Source organism: Amycolatopsis sp. NPDC051903, assembly GCF_044452505.1.
GTDB lineage: Bacteria > Actinomycetota > Actinomycetes > Mycobacteriales > Pseudonocardiaceae > Amycolatopsis.
Map to the genome: position 1 here is coordinate 98,905 of NZ_JBITBT010000019.1, position 22,114 is coordinate 121,018.

The window sequence follows — 22,114 nt, forward strand, 5'->3', positions numbered from 1 at the left end:
CGGTAATGCGAAAGCGGCCTGCTCGCTCAGGCGGCGAGCACGAGCAGCGCCGCCGCCACGCCGACCTCGACGCCCGCACCCAGCACGTCGCCGGTGATGCCGCCGAGGCGGCGCACGCACCGCGCGAGCAGCAGCGCGGCAGCGAGGTACGCCGCGCCGACCGCCGCCACTCCTTGCCACCACGGCAAACCGGGTGCCAGCGCGGCCACGGCGGCCGCCACCACCCCGACTCCGACGGCGACCGGCCGCGGCACCGAACCCGCTACCGTCGCGCCCAGCCCCTCCGGCCGCGCGGACGGCACGCCGCGCGCGCACGACATCGACAACGTGCACCGCCCGGCCAGCACCCCGGCGACGACCGCGACGATCCCGTGTCCGGCGGCCACCGCCCCGGCCGTCGCGCCGACCTGCACGAGCAGCACGAACACGAGCGTCGCCACGCCGGTCGGCCCGGAATCGCCGCGGCGCATCACGTCGAGCGCCTTGGCCCGGTCGTAGGACGCGCCGAGGCCGTCGGCGGTGTCGGCCAGCCCGTCGAGGTGCAGCCCGCGGCTGCCCAGCGCCACCGCGCCGAGCGCCAGGGCGGCGACGGCCAGCGCGGGCAGCCCGACCGCGACGCCGCCCGCCACGACCAGGCCCGCCACGGCCGCCAGCGGCACCGCCGCCACCGGCCCCAGCACCATGGCCGCGCCGGCCACCCCGCGATCGATCACGCGCGGCGCGGGGACGGGCACGGTCGTCAGCGTGCCGACCGCCAGCCGGATCGCGTCGCCGAGTTTCACGCGCGAGCCAGACCGCAGTACCCGGTAACGGCCGGGGCCCAGCCGTGCGGCGCCCCGCAGGGTCGGGCCCCAGCCACGCCTTCGCCGGCCGTCGTCACGCGAGGTCCGCCAGCAGGCCCATCTCGGCGATGATCGCCCGCGCCGCGCGCAGCGTCGGGACCGCCTGGATCGCGCCGCTGCCCTCGCCCAGGCGCAGGCCCAGGTCGAGGATCGGCGTCAGGCCCAAAGCCTTGAGCGCGAACGACTGAGACGGTTCCGTCGAGCGGTGGCCCGCGAGCCACCACTGCTCGGCGCCCGGCGCGATGTCGCGGGCCACCAAGGCGGCGGCGCCGGAGAAGATGCCGTCGAGCAGCACCGGGATGCGGCGGACGGCGGCTTCGACCAGGAAGCCCGCGGTGGCGGCGACGCAGGCGCTGCCCAGTGCGGTCAGGCGGTCGAACGGGTCCGCGACGCGGTCGCCGGCGCGCGCGAGGGCGGCCGCCACGACGGCGGTTTTGGTGTCCAGCGCGGCGCCGGACACCCCGGTCCCGGTGCCGACGACCTCGGCCGCAGGCAGGCCGAGCGTGGCGGCGACCAGCGCGGCGCACATCGTGGTGTTGCCGATGCCCATGTCACCCGGGACGAGGAGATCGGCCCCGGTCTCCTCGGCGGCGATGGCACGGCCCGCTTCGAACGCGGCGAGGGCCTCGCCGGGCTCCAGGGCGTCTTCGACGTCGATCGCGCCGGAGCCGCGGCGGATCTTGTGCGCGGTGACCTCGGCGGGAACGGCCGAAGCGTCCCAGTCGACCGCGATGTCGGCGACGCGCACACTGGCCCCGGCCTGCGCGGCCAGCACCGTGACACCGCTCTTGCCCGCGAGGAAGACGCGCACCATCGCCGCCGTGACCTCGCGCGGGTACGCCGACTGCGCCGACACCCCGTGGTCACCGGCGAAGACGACCACGCGCACGTCGTCGAGCGGGCGCGGGGGAACCACGCCGTGGGCGGCGCTCAGCCACGCCGCCAGCTCCTCGAGCCGGCCCAGCGCGCCGAGCGGTTTCACCAGGCCGTCGAGGCGCTCCTGCGCTGCGGCGCGGGCGGCGGCGTCGGGCACGGGGATGTCGAATCGGGGCACGGCGAGCTCCTTACGGCAGTTCGAGCACCCGCCCCGCGACGACCAGCAGGCTTCGGTCTGACTCGGCGGACACCCGGTTGTTGAGTGCGCCCAGCACATCACGGAACAGCCGTCCGGACGACGTAGCGGGCACCACACCGCTGCCGACCTCGTTGCTCACGGCGACCACGGGCACCCGGGCCTGCGTCCACGCGGCGAGGAAATCCTCGAGCCGGTCGTCGAGCCGTCTTTCCCAGCCCGCCTTGCCCGACCACGCGCCGACCTCGTCGAGCACGCGCGAGAGCCACGTGCCGAGGCAGTCGATGAGCAACGGGCTCGTCGCGCTCCGCAGCACCGTCGCAAGGTCGGTCGTCTCGACCGTGGTCCAGTGCGCCGGACGGCGGGCCTGGTGCGCGGCGACGCGGGCGGCCCACTCGGGGTCGTCGTCGCCCGGCGGCAGGCCGGGCGCGAGGTACACGAGGTGGGAGTGGTGCGCGACGAGCCGCTCCGCGTGCCTCGACTTCCCCGAGCGGACGCCGCCGAGGACGAGCACCTTGCCGTCGTCGCGTCCGTACCGGCGGAGGGTCCGCGCCAGGGCTTCGAGCTGCCCGGCGAGCCGGTGCGTCAGCTTGGTCATACCCGGCATTGTCGTGCACGCGCTACCGTTCGCCACGTGCCACTCCGACAAGCCGTCACAGCGGCCGGCCTGATCACGGGATACGTCGCCGACGCGGTGCTCGGCGACCCCCGCCGAGGGCACCCGGTCGCGCTGTTCGGCCGCGCGGCCGGCGCGCTGGAACGCCGCTGGTGGGCGGACTCCAAGCCGCGCGGAGCGGCGTACGCGGCGGCTTGCGCGGGCACCGTGACGGGCCTGGGCGTGGCCGCGCAGCTGGCCACCCGCCGACGCCCCATCGCCCGCTTCGCCCTCACCGCCGCCGCGACGTGGGTCGTGCTCGGCGGCCGCGGCCTCGCCGCCGAGGGCCGGGAGATGGCGCGCCTGCTGGACGCCGGCGACGTACCCGCCGCGCGCGCCCGCCTTTCGCACCTGTGCGCGCGGGACGCGTCGGAGCTGGACCCGGCCGAGCTCACTCGCGCGGCCACGGAGTCGATCGCGGAGAACACGTCCGACGCGGTCGTCGCGCCGCTGCTGTGGGGCGCCGTCGCCGGCCTCCCCGGGCTGCTCGGCTACCGCGCGCTGAACACGCTCGACGCGATGGTCGGCTACCGCTCGCCCCGTCACCGCAACTTCGGCTGGGCCGCGGCCCGCGCCGACGACGTCGTGAACCTCGGGCCGGCCCGGATCGGCGCCGTCCTCACGGCGTTGTCCGCGCCGCTGGCCGGTGGCCGCGTCGGCCCGGCGCTGCGCGCGTGGCGGCGGTACGGCTCGCACCACCCGAGCCCGAACGCGGGCCAGGTCGAGTCCGCGTTCGCGGGCGCTCTCGGGGTTCGGCTCGGCGGCACCAACAGCTACGGCGGCGAGGTCGAGGTCCGCGGCACGCTCGGTGACGGCCGGGCGCCGCAGCCCGTCGACCTGCGACGCGCGGTGCGGTTGTCGCGCGTGGTCGGCGCGGCGTCGGCCGTGAGCGCGGCGGCGGTGGCCCGGGCGGTGGCGCGATGAGGGGACTGCTGGTCGCGGGCACCACGTCCGACGCCGGCAAGAGCCTGGTCACGGCCGGGATCTGCCGGTGGCTCGCGCGGCGCGGCGTGCGCGTGGCGCCGTTCAAATCGCAGAACATGTCGAACAACTCGATGGTGTGCGCCGACGGCGCCGAGATCGGCCGCGCGCAGTGGTTGCAGGCCCGGGCCGCGCGCGCCGAGCCCGAAGCGGCGATGAACCCCGTGCTGCTCAAACCCGGCAGCGACCGGCGCAGCCACGTGATCGCGCTCGGCAAACCGTTCGGCACGCTCGAAGCCGGCGAGTACGCGACCGGCCGCGCCGGCTTGGCCGAGCTCGCGTTCGGCGCCTTCGAGGACCTGCGTTCGCGCTTCGACGTCGTCGTGTGCGAGGGCGCGGGCAGCCCCGCGGAGATCAACCTGCGCGGCGGCGACTACGTGAACCTCGGCCTGGCGCGGCGGTTTTCGCTCCCGGTGGTCGTCGTCGGGGACATCGACCGCGGTGGGGTGCTGGCCGCGATGTTCGGCACGCTCGCGCTGCTCTCGCCCGGAGACCAGGCGCTCGTCGCGGGCTGGGTGGTCAACAAGTTCCGCGGCGACGTCGGCTTGCTGCAGCCAGGTCTGAAGAGCCTCGAAGACGTGACGGGCCGGCCCGTGCTGGGGGTGCTGCCCTGGCTCGACCGCGTGTGGATCGACTCGGAAGACGCGCTCGCCGCAGCCGGCTGGCGACACGAGGCGCCCCGCGGGGGTGGGCTGCGCGTGGCCGTCGTGCGCTTCCCGCGCGCCTCGAACGCCACCGACGTGGACGCGCTCGCCGCCGAACCCGGTGTGACGGTGAGCCTCACCGCCGACCCGGACACGGTCGCGGCCGCCGACCTCGTGGTGCTGCCCGGCTCCCGGGCCACTGTGGACGATCTGCGCTGGCTGCGGTCCCGCGGCCTCGCCGGCGCCGTGACCGCGCGCGCCGCCGCGGGCCGGCCGGTGCTCGGCATCTGCGGCGGGTACCAGATGCTGGCGCAGACCATCGACGACGACGTCGAGTCGCGCGCCGGTCTCGTCGACGGGCTCGGCCTGCTGCCCACCCGCGTGACGTTCGCGGGGGACAAGGTGCTGGGCCGCCCGACGGGCTCGTGGCGCGGCCACCGCGTCGACGCCTACGAAATCCACCACGGCAGCGCCTCCGGGGCCGGCGCGGAGTCCTTTCTGGACGGTTACCGCGCCGGCGCGGTGTGGGGCACGACGTGGCACGGCGCCTTCGAGAACGATGGCTTCCGCCGCGCGTGGCTCACCGAGATCGCCGCACAGGCGGGCGTGGACTGGGCGCCCGCCGCGGACGCACCGGGGTTCGCGCAGCTGCGCGAGGCCATGCTGGAGCGCCTCGCTGACGCCGTCGAGTCCGAACTGGACACCACGAACCTCTTGCGGCTGCTGGAAGCCGGTGCGCCGGACGGGCTGCCGTTCGTCCCGCCCGGCGCACCGTGAGCCGGATGAGTCAGTGGACCACGGGGTTGCGCAGCACCCCGGACTCCGACTCCAGCGTGCACACGGCCGAGTGGTCGTGGCCGCGCCACGCCGCTTCGTGCGGGTAGTACACAGCCATGACCAGGTTCGTCGGCGGCGACGTGTTGACGAAGAAGGTGTCCTGCTCATCGGTGCAGTAGTCGCGGCTCAAGTCGGCCAGCGTTTCCTCGCCCGGGTAGGTGTCCCCGCCGGGGAGCGCGACGACGGCGTAGACCTCGTCCCCGTGCGGCTGGTCGCACGCGACCCTGGTGATCGTGGTGGGGCTCTCGGTGGTGAAGCAATCGCCCTTGTGCACGGCGAACACGCTGTCGCTGCCCGACAGCGTGACCGCGACGGCGATCGCGATCACCACGAGCCACGCGCCGCTCACCGAAAGCCCGGCGATCGCCAGGCCCTTTCCGGGCCGGCCGTCGCGCCGGGTCTCGACCAGCGCCACGAAGCCGAAGACGATGCTCAGCACGAGACTCAGCGCCGGAATCGCCAGGATGAGCGACGCGATCGCGAAGCCGTTGGTCTTCGGCTGCGGTGGTGGTGGCGGTGCGTCCTGGTAGCTCGGGCCGGTCGGCTTGGGCGGCAGGATCGATTCGGACACGGGTCCCCCTCTGCGGAATCCCCCGACCCGGCCAAGATCCTATCCGGGGACATCCGGGACGCGCGATAACGATTCAGGCGAGTCCGGCGTCGTGCACCAGGATCGCGACCTGCGTCCGGTTCGCGGCCTCCACTTTGGACATGATGCGCCCGAGGTGCACCTTCACCGTCGCCTCGCTGAGCCCGAGTTCCGCCGCGATCGCCGCGTTGCTCGCACCCTCCGCGACGGCCACCGCGACCTCCCGTTCGCGCGCGGTCAGCGGGGCCAGCCGGGCCCGCGCCTTGTCCTGCGCCCCGCCCGTGGCGAACTCGGTCAGCAGCCGCCGCGTGATGGCCGGCGACAACACCGCCTCCCCGCGGCCGACCACGTGCACCGCGTTGACCAATTCGCGCGGCGGCGTGTCCTTCAGCAGGAACCCCGTGGCACCGCGGCGCAGCGCGGTGTGCACGTACTCGTCGAGGTCGAACGTGGTCAGCACGACCACCGCGGGCGCGTCCGGCAGAGCCGTGACCAGCCGCGTCACCTCGAGGCCGTCGACGCCGGGCATCTGGATGTCGGTGAGCACCACGTCGGGCCGGTGCTCGCCGACGAGCTCGGCCACGCCCGCGCCGTCACCGGCCTCGGCGACCACCCGGATGTCCGGGTCCGACTCGAGGATCATGCGGATCCCGCTGCGCACGAGCACCTCGTCGTCGAGGAGCACCACCTTGATCACCGTCGCACCCTCCACTGTGCCCTCACCCTGATCCGTTGAGCGGGAACGCCGCCCGCACCACGTAGTCCGCGCCGTCGGGGCCCGCGCGCAGCGCGCCGCCGGCCAGCGTGACGCGCTCGCGCATACCGATCACGCCGTACCCCGCGCCCGGCAGCCCCGCCGACGCGCCGAGCGCGTTGGCCACTTCGACCACGAGCTCCCCGGCGTCACTCGCCAGCCGCACGCGGATCACGGCGCCCGGCGCGTGTTTCGCCGCGTTGGTCAGCGACTCCTGCACGATCCGGTAAGCCGCCCGGCCCACCTGCTCCGGTACCTCGGGCAGCGGGTCCGGCAGATCGGTCTCGACGCACGCGCCGGCGTCGGTCAGCTCGCCCGCCAAGCGCGCGACACCGGCGAGCATCGGGGTGGGCAGCGAGCGCGGCTCGGTCCGGTCGTCGCGCAGCACGCGCAGGATGTCCCGCAGCTCGGTGAGCGCGGCGGCGCTCGACTCGCGGATCACCTCGGCCATCCGGCCGGTTTCCTCGTCGCGCGCCCGCACCGACAGCGCCCCCGCCTGCAGCGCGACGATGCTGACGCGGTGGGCCACCACGTCGTGCATCTCGCGGGCGATCCGCCGCCGCTCCTCGTCGACGGCACGCTCGGACAGCAAGTCGCGTTCGCGTTCGGCCTGCTCGGCGCGGTCGCGCAACGCGGCGAGCAGCACCGCGCGCTGGTTCATCCACAGTCCCGCGACGAGCGGCAGCACCACGCTCAGGGCGAGGACGAAACCGATGATCTCCCACGCCTGGACGTCGCCGGGCCGGTAGGTCACGACGACCAGCGCCACGCTCGCGACCCCGGCGACCGCCGTCGGCCACTTCGCTCCGCGTTGCGCCGCGACCGTGTAGAGCGAGAAGAACGCGGCGATCGAGGCCGTGGGCGCGAACACGCCCAGCGCCACCATGGCCAGCATCGTGACCAGCGGGAACCGGCGGCGCAGCAGCAACAGCACCAGCACGGCCACGATCGTGAGCTGCCACAGCGGCGGTCGCGTGACGGCGTTCGTGGCTTCGAGCACGAGCGCGCCCGCGACCGCGATCGCCAGGCACGCGTCGAGCAGGAACAGTCGCACGGCGATCACCGTACGACTTTCCGGTTATGCCGATCGAGCTACCCGGCTGATGTGCGCGCGGACGCCCGCTCGCCAGGGTGGACGCATGGTGAAAACGATCGTGAAGACCGCGGCGGTCGCCGGGCTGGCCGCGGTGCTGGCCGCCGGTACCGCGACCGCCGCCACGGCGGACCCGGCTTCCCCCGGCGCGCTCAGCGCCGGTGAGCGGCTCTTCCCCGGCCTCGGCAACGGCGGGTACGACGCCCGCGACTACGACGTCTCCTTCGACTACCGCCCCGGCGTGACCACGATGGACGCTTCGGTGACGATGCGCGCGGTCGCCACGCAATCGCTGTCGTCCTTCGGGCTCGACTCGGCGGTCGCGCAGATCCGCTCGGTGGAGGTGGACGGGCAGGCCGCGCAGTTCACGGTGAAGGGCGAGAAGCTCGTCGTCACACCGGCGCGGCCGCTGCGCGCGGGGCACGCGTTCACCGTGCGGATCACCTACGTCGCGGACCGGGCCAAGAGTCCGCAGTCGCCCGCTTCGACGCCGCTGCCGCCGGAGCTGGCCGAGGTGATCGGCGTCTGGCAGAACACCCCCGACGGCTTCGCGGTGATGGGCCAGACCGATCGCGAGCACGCGGTGTTCCCGTCCGACGACGTGCCGGGCGACCCGGCCACGTACACCCTGCGGATCACGACGCCGGCCGACGTGCAGGGCGTCGGCAGCGGCACGCTCGTCGGCAAGCACCGCAGCGGGGACCGGGTGACCTCGGTGTTCCGCGTCGGCCGGCCCACCGCGACCGACGTCGTGCAAGTCGCGGCGGGGCACTTCACCGAGGTCGACCAGGCCGGCCCGAACGGGTTGCCGATCCGCAGCTACGTGACGAAGGCGGCGAAGCCGTCCGCGCTCGACACCACTCGCCAGACGCCCGAGCTGATCGCGTGGCTGGAGCAGCGCCTCGGCCGTCCGTACCCCTACGCGAGCGCCGGCACCCTCGGCGTCGATCGCGTCTACGGCGGTGGTGTCGCTCTGGAGACCGCGGCGATCCCGACCTACAGCGCCGAGGCGCTCGCGCACCCGGAGGAGGTGTCGACCATGGTGCACGAACTCACGCACGAGTACTTCGGCGACGCCGTGCCGGTGCGCCACTGGGACGACATGTGGCTGAGCGAAGGCCACGCCACCTTCTACCAGGACCTCTACGACTCCGAGCACGGCGGGCAGCCGTTCGACGAGAAGGCGAAGTCCGGGTACGCCGAGAACAACCAGATCCTGAAGCAGAACGGCCCGGTCGCCCGCCAGACCTACGCGGCCGGTGTCCTGTTCGGCACCGACCTCGGCGGCAAGCTCACCCTCTACGCACTGCGCAACCTGGTCGGGCAGCCGGTCTTCGACCGCATCGAACGGACCTTCTTCGACCGGTTCCAGGGCCGGCCCGCCGCGACGCAGGACTACGTCGACGTGGCCGAGCAGGTGTCCGGCCGGGACCTTTCGGGCTTCTTCCACGACTGGCTCTACGGCACGACGACCCCGGCGATGCCGGGCCACCCGGATTGGAGGGCCTGACGTGGCCGGCGATCTCGACTGGTGATCTTCGTCCCCGGCGGAAGTCACGGGGATGTGAGGCGCGCGGTGTGACAATCACCGTATGGCTGAATTGGTGGCGGCACTGGACGTCGGTGGCACGACCGTGAAGGCGGCCCTGCTCGACGCTGAACTCAACGCCCTCGCGACGAAGCGCGTGCCCACGGCGAAGAGCGCCGACGGCACCGCGCTGGCCGAGCAGGTGGCCGACGTGGTCTTCTCGCTCGCCGAGCAGGCCGGGACGAGCGCGCCGGGGGCCGTCGGCGTGGTCGTGCCGGGGATCGTCGACGAAGAGGCCCGCGTCGCGCGGTTCTCGGCGAACCTCGACTGGCGCGACGTCCCGTTCGGCGACCTGCTGGAGAACCGGCTGGGCCTGCCGGTCGCGTTCGGGCACGACGTGAGCGCCGGTGGTCTGGCCGAGTTCCGCGTCGGCGCCGGGAAGGGCTGCACGGACGCGGCGTTCGTCGCCGTCGGCACCGGCATCGCGGCCGCCCTGCTGCTCGACGGCCGGCTCTACCGGGCCCACGGCCTGGCGGGGGAGGTCGGGCACATCGACGTGGGCCACCGCTTCGTCTGCGGCTGCGGCGCCACGGGCTGTCTCGAGGCGATCTCGTCGGCGTCGGCCATCGCGCGCCGCTACACCGAACGCACCGGCCGCCCCGCCGACGGCGCCCAACCCGTGGTCGACGCCGCCCGCCACGGCGACGAAGCCGCCGTCGCCGTCGTCTCCGACGCCCTCGACGGCCTCGGCCACGGCCTCAAAACCCTGCTCACCCTGCTCGCCCCGGACGTCGTCATCCTCGGCGGCGGCCTCTTCACCGCGGCCGACTACGTCCTCGACCCGATCCGCGACTGGCTCACTTCGGCCCTGAAGTTCCAGCGCATGCCGGAACTGCGCGTGGCATCGCTGGGCGACGAAGCCGGCCGGCTCGGCGCGGGGCTGCTGGCACTGGACTTGCTGCGCGGCAAGTGAACCCGCGCGGGGCGGCTCTTCCCCAGCGTGGGGGAGGGCCTCCCGGCTTGGTACAGGCCGGCCCACGCCGGTCCGCGGCGCACCTCGGTACCGGCTCGCCGCTGCGCGGCGACGGAGGCGACGAGTCCTGAGCCGGACATCGGCGCACACGTTCCAACGAATGCCGGAACTGCGCGTCGCTTCTCTCGGCGACGAAGCCGATCGGCTCGGCGCGGGGTTGCGGGCGCTGGACTTGTTGAACGGCAGGTGACTTTGAAGGCGGTCTTCCCCTCCGGCGGAGTGGGTTGGCTGCCGTGGTTCAGGTCGGTCTGGCCCCACGCCGGTCCGCGGCGCACCGAGGTACCGGCTCGCCTGTGCTCGGCCACCGAGGCGCCGCAGTCGTGAGCCGGACGCCGAGCCGCTGCTCACCCCGTCCGGAGCCACCATCGCCGGTACCGAAGCGTTGATCGCGCAAGCCACTTCGAGATCGGATCAAGAACTGCTCGCGGATCGGCGATGGGCGTTGATCTGCTCGTGGTTGGCCATCGCCCACTCGGCGAGCGCCATCACCAGCGGCACCAGACTCCGGCCCAACTCGGTCAGCTCGTACTCGACCCGGGGCGGCACCTCGGCGTAGGCGGTGCGCACCACCAGACCGTCTTCGACGAGGTGTTTGAGCGTCACCGTCAGCATCCGCTGCGAGATGCCGGCAGCGGCCTGCTGCAGCTCACCGAAGCGCAGCGGGCCGGCCCGCAGGGTGCCGATCACGAGCAAGCTCCACTTGTCGCCGATCCGGTCCAGCACCTCGCGGACCGCGCCGCCCTCCCGGATTCTCGGCGGACCGCCCGTCTCGCGTGTGACCTTCGCCATACCCTGAGCCTCTTTCCTGGACACATACCTCGATGTGCCTTTTGTGGCCCGCCCCGTGCGCACAGACCATCTGGTTACGCACAAATGGTAAGGATTGGGGAATGCGGTGAACATCGCACTGTGGATCGCCCAGGGTGTGCTCGCACTGGTCTACCTCGCCGCGGGCGGGCTCAAGGTCGTGCGGCCACGCGAGCAGCTGGTCGCTTCGGGCAACTTCGACTGGATGAAGGACTCGTCGGACGCCGGCGTGAAGGCAGTGGGCCTGGTGGAGATCCTCGGCGCCGTCGGCGTGATCCTGCCGTGGCTGACGGAGATCGTCCCGGTCCTCACCCCGATGGCCGCGGTCGGCCTGGTCGTGGTGCAGCTCGGTGCGCTCCGGGCGCACCTGGTCCGCGACGAACGCAGGCCGTTGCCCGCCAACGTGGTCCTGCTGCTGCTCGCCGCCTTCGTCGCGGCCGGTCGCTTCTCGGGCTGACCGGTCGTTCCGGTCGAACGGCGGTGGAAAGTACGTCACCGCAAGCGAAACCGGGCCGAGCGGACACGGCGCCGTTGCCGTGGCCACCCGGGACCGGGGGTGGGACCGCGAACGGTCCACAGAGGACAGAGCGGGCGCAGCAACGCTGGTGCGCCCGCCCTTGGCTGGGGGGAGCGTGGCGGGCGCAGCGTCGTTGGTGCGCCCGCCCCGGGGTCACGCGATCGGCCGGTCCGTCGGCGCGATCGGGGCCGGGAGGACGCCCCGGCCGGTGAGGAAAGCGTCGACGCCCGCGGCGCAGGAGCGGCCTTCCGCGATGGCCCACACGATGAGCGACTGGCCGCGGCCCATGTCGCCGGCGACGAAGACGTTGTCCACGCTCGTCTTGAAGTCGCGGTCGCGCACGACGTTGCCGCGCTGGTCGAGGGCGACGCCCAGGTCTTCGAGCAGCCCGGAGCGCTGCGGGCCCACGAAACCCATGGCCAGCAACACCAGCTGAGCCGGCAGCTCGCTCTCGGTGCCCTCGACGGGGACGAACTTGCCGCCCTCGTTGCGCACCTCCACGAGCTTCAGCGCGCGGACGCGGCCGTCGCCGTCGGCCAGGAACTCCTGCGTGTTCACGGAGTACAGGCGCTCGCCGCCCTCCTCGTGGGCCGAGGAAACCCGGTAGATCATCGGGTAGGTCGGCCACGGGTGAGCGTCCGAACGCGCCTGGGGCGGCCGCGGCATGATCTCCAGCTGCGTCACCGAACGAGCGCCCTGGCGGTGCGCCGTGCCGACGCAGTCCGCGCCCGTGTCACCGCCGCCGATGACCACGACGTCGAGGCCCTCGGCGGAGTACGGCACCGCGTCGAGTTCACCCGCGGCGACGCGGTTGGCCGGCGGCAGGTACTCCATGGCCTGGAGGACGCCGTCGTGCTCGCGGCCGTCGATCGGCAGGTCGCGCCACGCCGTCGCACCGCCGGCCAGCACCACGGCGTCGTGGTCGGCCCGCAGCTGCTCGACGGTGAGGTCCACGCCCACGTTCACGGACGTGCGGAACTCCGTGCCCTCGGCCCGCATCTGGTCGAGCCGGCGGTCGAGGCGGAACTTCTCCATCTTGAACTCGGGGATGCCGTAGCGCAGCAGTCCGCCGATCTTGTCGGCCCGCTCGTAGACCACCACGCTGTGGCCCGCTCGCGTGAGCTGCTGCGCCGCGGCCAGCCCCGACGGCCCGGAGCCGACGACAGCGACCTTCTTGCCCGTCTTCGCCACCGGCACCTGCGGCGTGACCCAGCCCTCTTCGAAGGCCCGGTCGACGATGGAGATCTCGACCCGCTTGATCGTCACCGGGTCGTCGTTGATGCCGAGCACGCACGCCGTCTCGCACGGCGCCGGGCACAGCGTGCCGGTGAACTCCGGGAAGTTGTTCGTGGCGTGCAGCCGCTCGATCGCCTCACGCCAGTCTTCCCGCCACACCAGCGTGTTCCACTCGGGGATCAGGTTCCCGAGCGGACAGCCCTGGTGGCAGAACGGGATGCCGCAGTCCATGCAGCGCCCGGCCTGCTTCTCCAGCTTCGTCGAAGCGAAGTCCTCGTACACCTCGCGCCAGTCCATCAGCCGCAAGTCGACCGGACGGCGCTTCGGTTCTTCGCGGGTGGTGGTCAGAAAGCCCTTGGGGTCAGCCATGAGCGGCCTCCATGATCGCCTCGTTCACGTCGCGCCCGTCGCGTTCCGCCTGTACCTGGGCGGCGAGCACGCGCTTGTAGTCCTTCGGCATGACCTTGCCGAACCGGTCGACGGCGGAGTCCCAGTCGGCGAGCAGCTCGCGCGCCACGGCGGACTCCGTTTCGTTGTAGTGCTTTTCCACGGTCTCGCGCAGGAAGTCGGTGTCGTCGGTGTCCAGCGGGTCGATGTCGACCATCTCCGGGTTCACGCGGTGCACCGGCAGGTCGAGCACGTACGCGACGCCGCCCGACATACCGGCCGCGAAGTTGCGCCCGATCCCGCCGAGCACGACCACGCGCCCGCCCGTCATGTACTCGCCACCGTGGTCACCCACGCCTTCGACGACGGCCAGCGCGCCCGAATTGCGCACGCAGAACCGTTCGCCGACCTTGCCGCGGATGAAGATCTCGCCGCTCGTGGCGCCGTAGGCGATCACGTTGCCGGCGATGATGTGGTCCTCGGCCGGGAACTTCGCCGCCTTGTCCGGCCGCACGATGATCCGGCCGCCCGAGAGGCCCTTGCCGACGTAGTCGTTGCCGTCGCCGACGAGCCGCAGCGTGATGCCCTTCGGCACGAACGCGCCGAACGACTGGCCCGCGGTGCCGGTGAACGTCACGTCGATCGTGTCGTCCGGCAGGCCCTCGCCGCCCCACTTCTTCGTGAGCTCCGACCCCAGCATGGTGCCGACGGTGCGGTTCACGTTGCGCACCGGCAGCTCCAGCCGCACCTTGTCCCCGGCCGACAGCGCGCCTTCGGCGAGCTGGATCAGCGTGTTGTCCAGCGCCTTGTCGAGCCCGTGGTCCTGCTTCACGAGCTGGTGGCGCGCCGCGCGCGGCGGCAGGTCCGGCACGTGGAAGATCGGCGACAGGTCCAGCCCGGCGGCCTTCCAGTGGTCCACGGCCTTGCGCTTGTCGAGCACCTCGGCGTGGCCCACGGCTTCGGCGATGGACCGGAACCCGAGCTCCGCCAGGTACTCGCGCACCTCCTGGGCGATGAACTCGAAGAAGTTCACCACGTACTCGGCCTTGCCGCTGAACTTCTCGCGCAGCTTGGGGTTCTGCGTCGCGACGCCCACCGGGCAGGTGTCGAGGTGGCACACGCGCATCATGATGCAGCCCGACACCACGAGCGGCGCGGTCGCGAAACCGAACTCCTCGGCGCCGAGCAGCGCGGCGATCACGACGTCGCGGCCGGTTTTGAGCTGTCCGTCGGTCTGCACCACGATGCGGTCGCGCAGCCGGTTGGCCAGCAGCGTCTGCTGCGTCTCGGCCAGGCCCAGCTCCCACGGGCCGCCCGCGTGCTTGATCGACGAGAGCGGCGAAGCGCCCGTGCCGCCGTCGTGGCCCGAGATGAGCACGACGTCGGCGTGCGCCTTGGACACGCCCGCCGCGACCGTGCCGACACCGACCTCGGACACGAGTTTCACGTGGATGCGCGCGGCCGGGTTGGCGTTCTTCAGGTCGTGGATCAGCTGGGCGAGGTCCTCGATCGAGTAGATGTCGTGGTGCGGCGGCGGGGAGATGAGCCCCACGCCCGGCGTGGAGTACCGCGTTTTCGCGATCCACGGGTACACCTTCGCGCCGGGCAGCTGGCCACCCTCGCCCGGCTTCGCGCCCTGCGCCATCTTGATCTGGATGTCGTCGGCGTTCACGAGGTACTCGCTCGTGACCCCGAAGCGGCCCGAAGCGACCTGCTTCACCGCGGAACGGCGTTCGGGGTCGTAGAGCCGGTCGGCGTCCTCGCCGCCCTCGCCGGTGTTGGACTTGCCGCCGAGGCGGTTCATCGCGATGGCGAGCGTCTGGTGCATCTCCTTCGAGATGGAGCCGTAGGAGATGGCGCCGGTGGCGAACCGCTTCACGATCTCCGAGACCGGTTCGACCTCTTCGATCGGCACCGGCGTGCGCTCGCCGTAGGTGAACTCGAACAGCCCGCGCAGCGTCTGCAGCTTCTCGGACTGGCTGTTGACGGCGTCGGTGTACTCCTTGAAGACGTCGTACTTGCCGCTGCGCGTGGAGTGCTGCAGCTTGAACACCGTCTGCGGGTTGAACAGGTGCGGCTCGCCTTCGCGCCGCCACTGGTAGTCCGCGCCGGTCTCGAGCTCGCGGTGGCTCGCGCGCACGCCGTCGGACGGGAACGCGCGGCTGTGGCGCTGCGAGACCTCGTCGGCGATCGTGTCGAACCCGACACCGCCGAGGCGCGAAGTCGTCGCGGTGAAGCAGGTGTCGATCACCTCGGAGCCGAGGCCGACGGCTTCGAAGATCTGCGCACCGGTGTAGGACGCGACGGTCGAGACGCCCATCTTGGACATCGTCTTGCGCACGCCCTTGCCGAGCGCCTTGATGAGGTTCGCGGTCGCCTGCTTCGCGCTGACGCCCGGGATCAGGCCCTGGTGGGCCATCTCCTCGACCGTCGCCATCGCGAGGTACGGGTTCACCGCGGCGGCGCCGTAGCCCACGAGCAGCGCGATGTGGTGCACCTCGCGCGCGTCGCCGGCCTCGACGATGAGGCCGACCTGCGTGCGGGTCTTCTCGCGCACCAGGTGGTGGTGCACGGCACCGGTCAGCAGCAGCGACGGGATGGCCGCGTGGTCCTCGTCGACCCCGCGGTCGGACAGCACGATGAGCCGGGCGCCGTCCTCGATGGCCTCGGACACCTCGCTGCGGATCTCGTCGAGCCGCTGCAGCAGCGCTTCGCCGCCGCCGTGCACGTTGTAGCGGCCGAGCACGGTCACGGCCTGGAACTCGGGCAGGTTGCCGTCGTCGTTGACGTGCACCAGCTTCGCGAGCTGGTCGTTGTCCAGCACCGGGAACGGCAGCACGATCCGCCGGCACGACGCGGCGTCGGCGAGCAGCAGGTTGGGCTCCGCGCCGACCTGAGTGCCGAGCGCCGTCACGAGCTCCTCGCGGATGGCGTCCAGCGGCGGGTTCGTGACCTGGGCGAAGAGCTGGATGAAGTAGTCGAACAGCGGCCGCGCGCGGGACGACAGGGGGGCGAGCGGGGAGTCGTTGCCCATCGAGCCGATCGGCTCCGCGCCGGTGCGGGCCATCGGCTCGAGGATGGCCTCGAGCTCCTCCTCGGTGTAGCCGAACGCCTGCTGGCGCCGCACGAGCGCGGCGTGCAGGGGTACCTCGCGGTCGCGCTCGGGGAGCTCTTCCAGGCGCAGCAGGCCGCCGTCCACCCACTCGTCGTACGGCTGCGCGGTGGCCAGCTGACCCTTGATCTCCTCGTCCTCGATGATCCGGCCTTCGGCGGTGTCCACGAGGAACATGCGGCCCGGCTCGAGCCGGCCCTTGCGCACGATCGTCGCCGGGTCCAGCTCGAGCACGCCCACCTCACTGGCCAGCACGACGAGCCCGTCGTCGGTGACCCAGTAGCGGCCGGGGCGCAAGCCGTTGCGGTCGAGCACGGCGCCGATCTGCGAGCCGTCGGTGAACGCGACGAGCGCCGGGCCGTCCCACGGCTCCATGAGCGTGGAGTGGAACTCGTAGAAGGCGCGGCGCGCGGGGTCCATCTCCTGGTGGTTCTCCCAGGCCTCCGGGATCATCATCAGCACCGAGTGCGGCAGCGAACGGCCCCCGAGGTGCAGCAGCTCGAGCACCTCGTCGAACGAGGCCGAGTCGCTCGCGCCGCGCGTGATGATCGGGTAGATCCGCTTCAGGTCACCGGGGATCAGGTCCGTCTCGAGCAGCGCCTCGCGGGCGTCCATCCAGTTGCGGTTGCCCTTGAGGGTGTTGATCTCGCCGTTGTGGGCCACGTACCGGTACGGGTGCGCGAGCGGCCACGACGGGAACGTGTTGGTGGAGAAGCGCGAGTGCACGAGGCCGATGGCGCTCGTCACACGCTCGTCCTGCAGGTCCAGGAAAAAGCGCTCGACCTGGTCCTCCGTCAGCATTCCTTTGTAGACGATGGTGCGCGAGGACAGTGACGGGAAGTACACGTCGTCCTCGGCGAGCTCGTGCTCGGCGCGCTTGCGCACGCAGAACGCGGAGCGCTCCAGCGCCAGGCCGTCGCGGTTGTGGCGGCGCCCGGCCAGGAACAGCTGCGTGAAGTGCGGCCGCGTCTCACCCGCGGTCGGCCCGCACTGCGCGGCGTCGACCGGCAGGTCGCGCCAGCCCACCACGCGCATGTCCTCCTCGGCGGCGATCCGCTCGATGGTGGTCATGGCGCGGCCGCGGCGCTTCTCGTCGCGCGGCAGGAACGCGGTGCCCACGGCGTAGGCGCCCTCTTCGGGCAGTTCGAAGTCCACGACTTCGCGGTAGAACGCGTCGGGCACCTGGATCAGCAGGCCGGCGCCGTCGCCGGTGTCGGGCTCGGCTCCGCGTGCCCCGCGGTGTTCCAGGTTCCGCAACGCGACCAGGGCTTTCGCCACGATCTGATGATCTCGGCGCCCGGCGAGATCGGCGACGAAAGCGACCCCGCACGCGTCGTGCTCGTAAGCGGGGTCGTACAGACCTGTGGTGGCCGATGTGCTGGAACCGGCAGTGGAACGGTGGGTCACGGCTGGCCGCCTCCCAAGGCGTCGGCGCGACCGGACTCACTCCATCGGGTGGTTCGACACTGAACCGGTTAACGAAGTGGTCCGGAACCGCGATGGTCAGTCGAGAAAACTCAGTCGAGAAACGGTGAGATAGGGGGAACCGCCCGTGACACCGGTCCGGTCTGCATCGACCGGACAACGGCAGGGCGGTTCCTGGTTCAGCCGCACATCTCTGGGCGACCACTACGAGTATCGGTGCACGGTGTTGTCGGTGCCGTGCACGAGATCGTGGGTACAGCTGCGTGGGTACTGCTGCGCACGCGCTCTTCCGATCGGCCTGTGTGGTGGGGGGCCGGCCGGGCGCGTGGTGTTGCCCCCGGGTTCTCCGGGTCTTATGACGATAGTGTGAATTCGCTGTGTTCGACATATGTCGTTGCGCGCGGGTGGGAAATGCCACGCATACGTTGACGCGCCCGGGGGTACTCCCATATGTCGGGCTCCGTCTCCCGACCCCTGGTTGGCCACATCGCTGACCAGCGGAAACGTCCGTGCGGGGCGCGCGTTGTGTCACTGGGTGAGCTGGTTGACTGGACGTATGAGGCGAATCGGTGATGGCTGATCGTTATCTCTCCGTGGCGAGCCCGGTACTGCACGAGATCGAGATCAAGCGCTCCCGGTTCCTCTGCGCCCTCGTCCCGGTGACCTCCGAGGCCCACGCGCGCGCCGCCATCGCGGCCCGCCGCAAGGCCGAACCCGCGGCCCGCCACCACTGTCACGCCTTCGTCCTGGGCCCCGACGGCCGCACCCAGCGCTCCAGCGACGACGGCGAACCGGCCGGCACCGCCGGGGTGCCCATGCTGGAGGTCCTGCGCCGCCGTGAGATCACCGACACGGTCGCCGTGGTCTCCCGCCACTTCGGGGGTGTGCTGCTGGGTGCGGGAGGTCTGATCCGCGCATACGGGCAGGCGGTTTCGGCCGCGTTGGACGTCGCCGACGTCGCCGAGTACCGGCGGTTGCGGTTGTTCGACGTCGAGGTCGACTACACCCGGGCCGGGCGCCTGGAGAACGACCTGCGCTCGTCTTCGTATGTGGTGCACGCCACGAGCTTCGACGCCGCGGCGCACTTCGAGGTCGGCTTGGCCCCGGGTGAGGAGGCCGGTTTCGCCGCCTGGCTCGCGGATCTGACCGGCGGGACGGCGGAAGCTGTCGAGCTGGGGGAGGAGTGGGTGCGTTCCTGACGCACCCGCGTGGTCTTCGCCACCGGGTCTTGTCCGCGGAGCGGGCGGGGATGCGTTGGTGCGGCGCCGATTCCGCGCGGCATCGTGTAGCGCGCGCTTCAGTACGCGCGAGTACTGCAGGATCGGCCGTCAGGCCGCCGTCACGGCGTTCGGCGCCGCTGCTTCGTTGAGGGCCACCATCCCGGCCGCCGTCAGCACGGCGAGCACGCGGCCGCCACAGGGCCCGCCGGTGGCGGGCTCGATGAGGCCGGCGCGCACGAGGCGGCGCGTGGTCGCCTGGTCGCAGCAGCTGAGACCGTCGACGAACAGGTCCGGTTCGCAGCTGCAGCTGATCTCGGCGCGCCCCGATGCGACGGCTTTCAGGGTGGCCCGCTCACGGTGGTTCAGCTCGGTGGTCATGGCGGTGCCTCCTTCCCACGCTGGCTCCAGTAGAACTCCGACCACCGACAGTTTCGGGATCCGCAACCGGCATGTCGCGCATTTCACCCGTTCTCTGGGGTGAAGCCGGGACTTTCCGGGGTCCCCCCTGCACCGTCGCCGGGACCACGTGTCTTGAATGGAGGACGTGGAGATCCTGACCGACACCGGCACGCTCGCGCTCTACACCACCGACGCGTCCAACTACCGCCACGTGCCCCTCGGCGTGGTGCTGCCGCGGACGGTCGACGACGTGGTCGCCGCCGTCGCGGCGGCGCGCGAGCGCGGGGCGCCGGTCGTGGCGCGCGGCGGGGGGACGAGCGTCGCCGGCAACTCGTGCGGGCCGGGGATCGTCGTCGATACCTCCCGGTACGTGCGGGGTGTCGACTGGCTCGATCCCGAAGCGCGGCTCGCGCGGGTCGCGCCCGGTACGGTGCTCGACGACCTGCAGGCGCTCGCCGCGCCGCACGGGCTGCGGTTCGGGCCCGACCCGTCGACGCACAACCGCTGCACCCTCGGCGGCATGATCGGCAACAACGCGTGCGGTTCGCACTCCGTCGCGTGGGGCCGGACCGTCGACGTGGTGCGCGAACTCGACGTGCTCCTCTACGACGGCACGCGCCTCACGGTCGGGCCGGCCACGCCATCCGAAGTGGACGCGCGCGCCGCCAGGCCCGGCACCGAAGGCCGCGTCTTCACCGAACTGCGCTCGCTCGTCCGCGACAACCTGGCGCTGCTGCGCACGGAACTGTCCGGCTTTTCCCGCCGTGTTTCCGGGTACGGGCTCGAACACCTGCTGCCCGAGAACGGTTTCGACGTCGCGAAGGCGCTCGTCGGCAGCGAAGGCACGTGTGTGACGGTGCTGGGCGCGACCGTCGCGCTGGCCGAACTGCCGGAGCACCGCGTGCTCGCCGTGCTGGGTTTCCCGTCCGATGTGGACGCCGCCGACGCCGTGCCGGCGATCCTGCCGTACTCGCCTTACACGGTCGAGGGCGTGGACGCCGAGCTCGTCGCGATGCTCGAACCCGGCCGGGCGCAAGGACTTCCGCCCGGTGGCGCGTGGCTGTTCGTGGAGCTGGCCGGCGACTCCCCGGCCGAAGCCGCCGCGCGCGCCCGCGAGCTGGCGGCTTCGCTCGGCGGCGCGCTCACCGGATCCGTCGTCCTCGACGACCCCGCGGCGCAGCGCCGGCTGTGGCGCATCCGTGAGGAGGGCGCGGGTCTGGCGACGCGGCTCGCCGACGGCGCCGAGGCCTGGCCCGGCTGGGAAGACGCGGCGGTGCCGCCCGAGCGGCTCGGCTCGTACCTGCGCGGCTTCAAGGAACTGATGCGCGAACACGGCCGCCGCAGCGTCGTGTACGGCCACTACGGCGAAGGCTGCCTGCACCTGCGGCTCGACTTCGACCTGCTGTCCACCCCGGGCAAGGCGCAGTTCCGGCGGTTCCTCGAACAGGCCGCCGACCTCGTCGCGGCGCACGGCGGCTCGCTGTCGGGCGAACACGGTGACGGCCAGGCCCGCTCGGAACTGCTCGGGCGCATGTACAGCCCCGAGATGATGGCGCTCTTCCGGCGCTTCAAGGGCATCTTCGACCCCGAGGGCCGGATGAACCCCGGCATCATCGTCGACCCGCGCCCGGTGGACGCCGACCTGCGCGTGCGCCGCGCGCCGCTCGCGCTGGAGGACGTGACGGTGCTCGGCTACCCCGAGGACCGCGGCAGCTTCGGCCAGGCGATGCGCCGCTGCGTCGGCGTCGGGAAGTGCCGCAACACCAGCGGCGGCGGCGTGATGTGCCCGAGTTACCGCGCGACCCGCGAGGAGAAGCACTCCACACGCGGGCGGGCGCACCTGCTCGCCGAGATGGTCAACGGTGAGGTCATCCGGGACGGCTGGCAGTCCGAAGAAGTGGCCGACGCGCTCGATTTGTGCCTGTCGTGCAAGGGGTGCCTGTCCGACTGCCCGGTCGACGTCGACATGGCCACGTACAAGGCCGAGTTCCTCCACCAGCACTACCGCGGCCGGCGGCGCCCGGCGTCGCACTACTCCATGGGCTGGCTGCCGATGTGGCTGCGCGCGGTGTCGCTCGCGCCGCGCGTCGCGAACTTCTTCGGCAAGCGCCGGTGGGCCGCGTCGGCGTTGAAACGCTTCGGTGGCATCGCGCCGGAACGCGAGCTGCCGGAGTTGGCGCCCGTGCCGTTCACGCGGGCGCGCAAGGACCTGCGCCGCTGGGCGACGGGCGAGCGGCGGATCGTGCTGTGGCCCGATTCGTTCAACAACTACCTCACGCCCGAAGTCCTCGACGCCGCGACCGAGGTGCTGGAGGCGGCGGGCTACGACGTGGTCCTGCCCGACGGCGGAGTCTGCTGTGGACTGACGTGGGTGTCCACGGGCCAGCTCGACGTGGCCAAGCGCGTGCTGAAGCGGACGCTGTCGGTGCTGCGTCCGTACCTCGACGCCGGCTACGAGATCGCCGGCCTGGAACCGAGCTGCACGGCGCTCTTCCGCGGCGACCTGGCGGCGCTGCTGCCGGGCGACCCGGTGGCGAAGCTGCTGGCGCAGCGCACTCGCACGTTCGCCGAACTGCTCGCCGACGCGCCGCGGCCCCTCGAAGCAGCGCTGGACGTCGACACCGTCACGCAGGTGCACTGCCACCAGCACGCCGTCCTCGGCTTCGCGGCCGACGAGGCGGCGCTGCGGGCCGCCGGCGTCCGCAACACCACGCTCGACTCCGGCTGCTGCGGCCTCGCCGGCAACTTCGGTTTCGAAAAGGGCCACTACGACGTGTCCAAGGCCGTCGCCGAAGACCGGCTGCTGCCCGCGCTGCGCGAGACACCGGAGTCCACTGTGGTCCTCTCCGACGGCTTCAGCTGCCGCACCCAGATCGCCCAGGAGTCCGGCCGCCGCGCCGAACACCTGGCCCAACTGGTGCGGCGCGCGCTGCGCTAGCCCGTGCCCCACCAGGTGCGGGCACGTCGGTCAGCTGGTGAGGGG

At 72.3% G+C, this 22,114-nt stretch carries 17 protein-coding genes; 7 read left to right on the forward strand and 10 right to left on the reverse strand.

The genetic code is table 11. The features are described 5' to 3' along the window. Positions 1 to 26: 26 nt before the first annotated feature. The 3 genes from ACIA77_RS31575 to ACIA77_RS31585 all read right to left on the reverse strand — a co-directional run bounded on the left by ACIA77_RS31575 (position 27) and on the right by ACIA77_RS31585 (position 2,512). A complete protein-coding gene (locus ACIA77_RS31575; protein WP_395889655.1) occupies positions 27 to 782 on the reverse strand; it encodes an adenosylcobinamide-GDP ribazoletransferase in 756 nt (251 codons plus the stop codon). A 94-nt stretch (positions 783 to 876) separates the two neighbouring features. Then, positions 877 to 1,896 (reverse strand): nicotinate-nucleotide--dimethylbenzimidazole phosphoribosyltransferase, encoded by a 1,020-nt coding sequence (cobT, locus tag ACIA77_RS31580; protein ID WP_395889656.1) that lies wholly within the window; start codon positions 1,894 to 1,896, stop codon positions 877 to 879. 10 nt (positions 1,897 to 1,906) lie between these two features. Beyond that, positions 1,907 to 2,512: a bifunctional adenosylcobinamide kinase/adenosylcobinamide-phosphate guanylyltransferase gene (locus tag ACIA77_RS31585; RefSeq protein WP_395889657.1), complete on the reverse strand. Its 606-nt coding sequence runs from the start codon at positions 2,510 to 2,512 to the stop codon at positions 1,907 to 1,909. Between the two features lie 36 nt (positions 2,513 to 2,548). Here ACIA77_RS31585 and ACIA77_RS31590 point away from each other — a divergent pair, with 36 nt between their 5' ends. Both ACIA77_RS31590 and ACIA77_RS31595 read left to right on the forward strand, forming a co-directional pair. Next, entirely contained in the window at positions 2,549 to 3,493 is a 945-nt protein-coding gene (locus tag ACIA77_RS31590) for a cobalamin biosynthesis protein (protein ID WP_395889658.1), read from the forward strand. Next, positions 3,490 to 4,971, forward strand: a complete 1,482-nt coding sequence (locus tag ACIA77_RS31595) for a cobyric acid synthase (RefSeq protein WP_395889659.1) — start codon at positions 3,490 to 3,492, stop codon at positions 4,969 to 4,971. The genes ACIA77_RS31590 and ACIA77_RS31595 overlap by 4 nt, the downstream gene beginning before the upstream one ends. 10 nt (positions 4,972 to 4,981) lie before the next feature. Here ACIA77_RS31595 and ACIA77_RS31600 read toward each other — a convergent pair whose 3' ends face one another. From ACIA77_RS31600 to ACIA77_RS31610, 3 genes are all read right to left on the reverse strand, one after another. Then, positions 4,982 to 5,602, reverse strand: a complete 621-nt coding sequence (locus ACIA77_RS31600; protein WP_395889660.1) for a DUF4190 domain-containing protein — start codon at positions 5,600 to 5,602, stop codon at positions 4,982 to 4,984. Positions 5,603 to 5,675: 73 nt separating this feature from the next. Continuing rightward, on the reverse strand, positions 5,676 to 6,317 hold the full coding sequence (locus ACIA77_RS31605; RefSeq protein WP_395889661.1) for a response regulator: 642 nt from the start codon (positions 6,315 to 6,317) through the stop codon (positions 5,676 to 5,678). Between the two features lie 22 nt (positions 6,318 to 6,339). Next, on the reverse strand, positions 6,340 to 7,437 hold the full coding sequence (locus ACIA77_RS31610; RefSeq protein WP_395889662.1) for a sensor histidine kinase: 1,098 nt from the start codon (positions 7,435 to 7,437) through the stop codon (positions 6,340 to 6,342). Between the two features lie 76 nt (positions 7,438 to 7,513). On the opposite strand from ACIA77_RS31610, the gene ACIA77_RS31615 reads away from it, so the two are divergent. Together ACIA77_RS31615 and ACIA77_RS31620 are read left to right on the forward strand one after the other, a co-directional pair. Next, positions 7,514 to 8,977 carry a M1 family metallopeptidase gene (locus tag ACIA77_RS31615; protein WP_395889663.1) on the forward strand — a complete coding sequence of 488 codons (1,464 nt, stop codon included), beginning with the start codon at positions 7,514 to 7,516 and terminating at the stop codon, positions 8,975 to 8,977. Between the two features lie 82 nt (positions 8,978 to 9,059). Then, entirely contained in the window at positions 9,060 to 9,968 is a 909-nt protein-coding gene (locus tag ACIA77_RS31620; RefSeq protein ID WP_395889664.1) for an ROK family protein, read from the forward strand. Between the two features lie 471 nt (positions 9,969 to 10,439). Here ACIA77_RS31620 and ACIA77_RS31625 read toward each other — a convergent pair whose 3' ends face one another. Beyond that, the gene (locus ACIA77_RS31625) at positions 10,440 to 10,817 is read right to left on the reverse strand and encodes a winged helix-turn-helix transcriptional regulator (protein WP_395889665.1); all 378 of its coding nucleotides are present in this window, start codon (positions 10,815 to 10,817) and stop codon (positions 10,440 to 10,442) included. A gap of 106 nt (positions 10,818 to 10,923) precedes the next feature. Between ACIA77_RS31625 and ACIA77_RS31630 the strand changes: the two genes are divergently transcribed. After that, the gene (locus tag ACIA77_RS31630; protein WP_395889666.1) at positions 10,924 to 11,292 is read left to right on the forward strand and encodes a DoxX family protein; all 369 of its coding nucleotides are present in this window, start codon (positions 10,924 to 10,926) and stop codon (positions 11,290 to 11,292) included. A gap of 213 nt (positions 11,293 to 11,505) precedes the next feature. Here ACIA77_RS31630 and ACIA77_RS31635 read toward each other — a convergent pair whose 3' ends face one another. Both ACIA77_RS31635 and gltB read right to left on the reverse strand, forming a co-directional pair. Then, positions 11,506 to 12,957: a glutamate synthase subunit beta gene (locus tag ACIA77_RS31635; RefSeq protein ID WP_395889667.1), complete on the reverse strand. Its 1,452-nt coding sequence runs from the start codon at positions 12,955 to 12,957 to the stop codon at positions 11,506 to 11,508. Next, positions 12,950 to 17,494 carry a glutamate synthase large subunit gene (gene gltB / locus ACIA77_RS31640; RefSeq protein WP_395889668.1) on the reverse strand — a complete coding sequence of 1,515 codons (4,545 nt, stop codon included), beginning with the start codon at positions 17,492 to 17,494 and terminating at the stop codon, positions 12,950 to 12,952. The genes ACIA77_RS31635 and gltB overlap by 8 nt, the downstream gene beginning before the upstream one ends. 590 nt (positions 17,495 to 18,084) lie before the next feature. On the opposite strand from gltB, the gene ACIA77_RS31645 reads away from it, so the two are divergent. Continuing rightward, positions 18,085 to 18,711 carry a YigZ family protein gene (locus ACIA77_RS31645; protein ID WP_395889669.1) on the forward strand — a complete coding sequence of 209 codons (627 nt, stop codon included), beginning with the start codon at positions 18,085 to 18,087 and terminating at the stop codon, positions 18,709 to 18,711. A gap of 129 nt (positions 18,712 to 18,840) precedes the next feature. On the opposite strand, the gene ACIA77_RS31650 is transcribed toward ACIA77_RS31645, so the two are convergent. Then, entirely contained in the window at positions 18,841 to 19,110 is a 270-nt protein-coding gene (locus ACIA77_RS31650; protein WP_395889670.1) for a hypothetical protein, read from the reverse strand. A gap of 166 nt (positions 19,111 to 19,276) precedes the next feature. Between ACIA77_RS31650 and ACIA77_RS31655 the strand changes: the two genes are divergently transcribed. Next, complete coding sequence (locus ACIA77_RS31655; RefSeq protein WP_395889671.1) at positions 19,277 to 22,069, forward strand: FAD-binding and (Fe-S)-binding domain-containing protein; 2,793 nt, start codon at positions 19,277 to 19,279, stop codon at positions 22,067 to 22,069. Positions 22,070 to 22,114: the final 45 nt, after the last annotated feature.

What these genes read in the sequence shown, in the direction of transcription:
- ACIA77_RS31585 (WP_395889657.1), bottom strand. Translation starts at nt 2,512, where the DNA reads ATGACCAAGCTGACGCACCGGCTCGCCGGGCAGCTCGAAGCCCTGGCG.
- ACIA77_RS31645 (WP_395889669.1), top strand. Translation starts at nt 18,085, where the DNA reads ATGGCTGATCGTTATCTCTCCGTGGCGAGCCCGGTACTGCACGAGATC.
- ACIA77_RS31625 (WP_395889665.1), bottom strand. Translation starts at nt 10,817, where the DNA reads ATGGCGAAGGTCACACGCGAGACGGGCGGTCCGCCGAGAATCCGGGAG.
- ACIA77_RS31650 (WP_395889670.1), bottom strand. Translation starts at nt 19,110, where the DNA reads ATGACCACCGAGCTGAACCACCGTGAGCGGGCCACCCTGAAAGCCGTC.
- ACIA77_RS31595 (WP_395889659.1), top strand. Translation starts at nt 3,490, where the DNA reads ATGAGGGGACTGCTGGTCGCGGGCACCACGTCCGACGCCGGCAAGAGC.
- ACIA77_RS31615 (WP_395889663.1), top strand. Translation starts at nt 7,514, where the DNA reads ATGGTGAAAACGATCGTGAAGACCGCGGCGGTCGCCGGGCTGGCCGCG.
- ACIA77_RS31635 (WP_395889667.1), bottom strand. Translation starts at nt 12,957, where the DNA reads ATGGCTGACCCCAAGGGCTTTCTGACCACCACCCGCGAAGAACCGAAG.
- ACIA77_RS31620 (WP_395889664.1), top strand. Translation starts at nt 9,060, where the DNA reads ATGGCTGAATTGGTGGCGGCACTGGACGTCGGTGGCACGACCGTGAAG.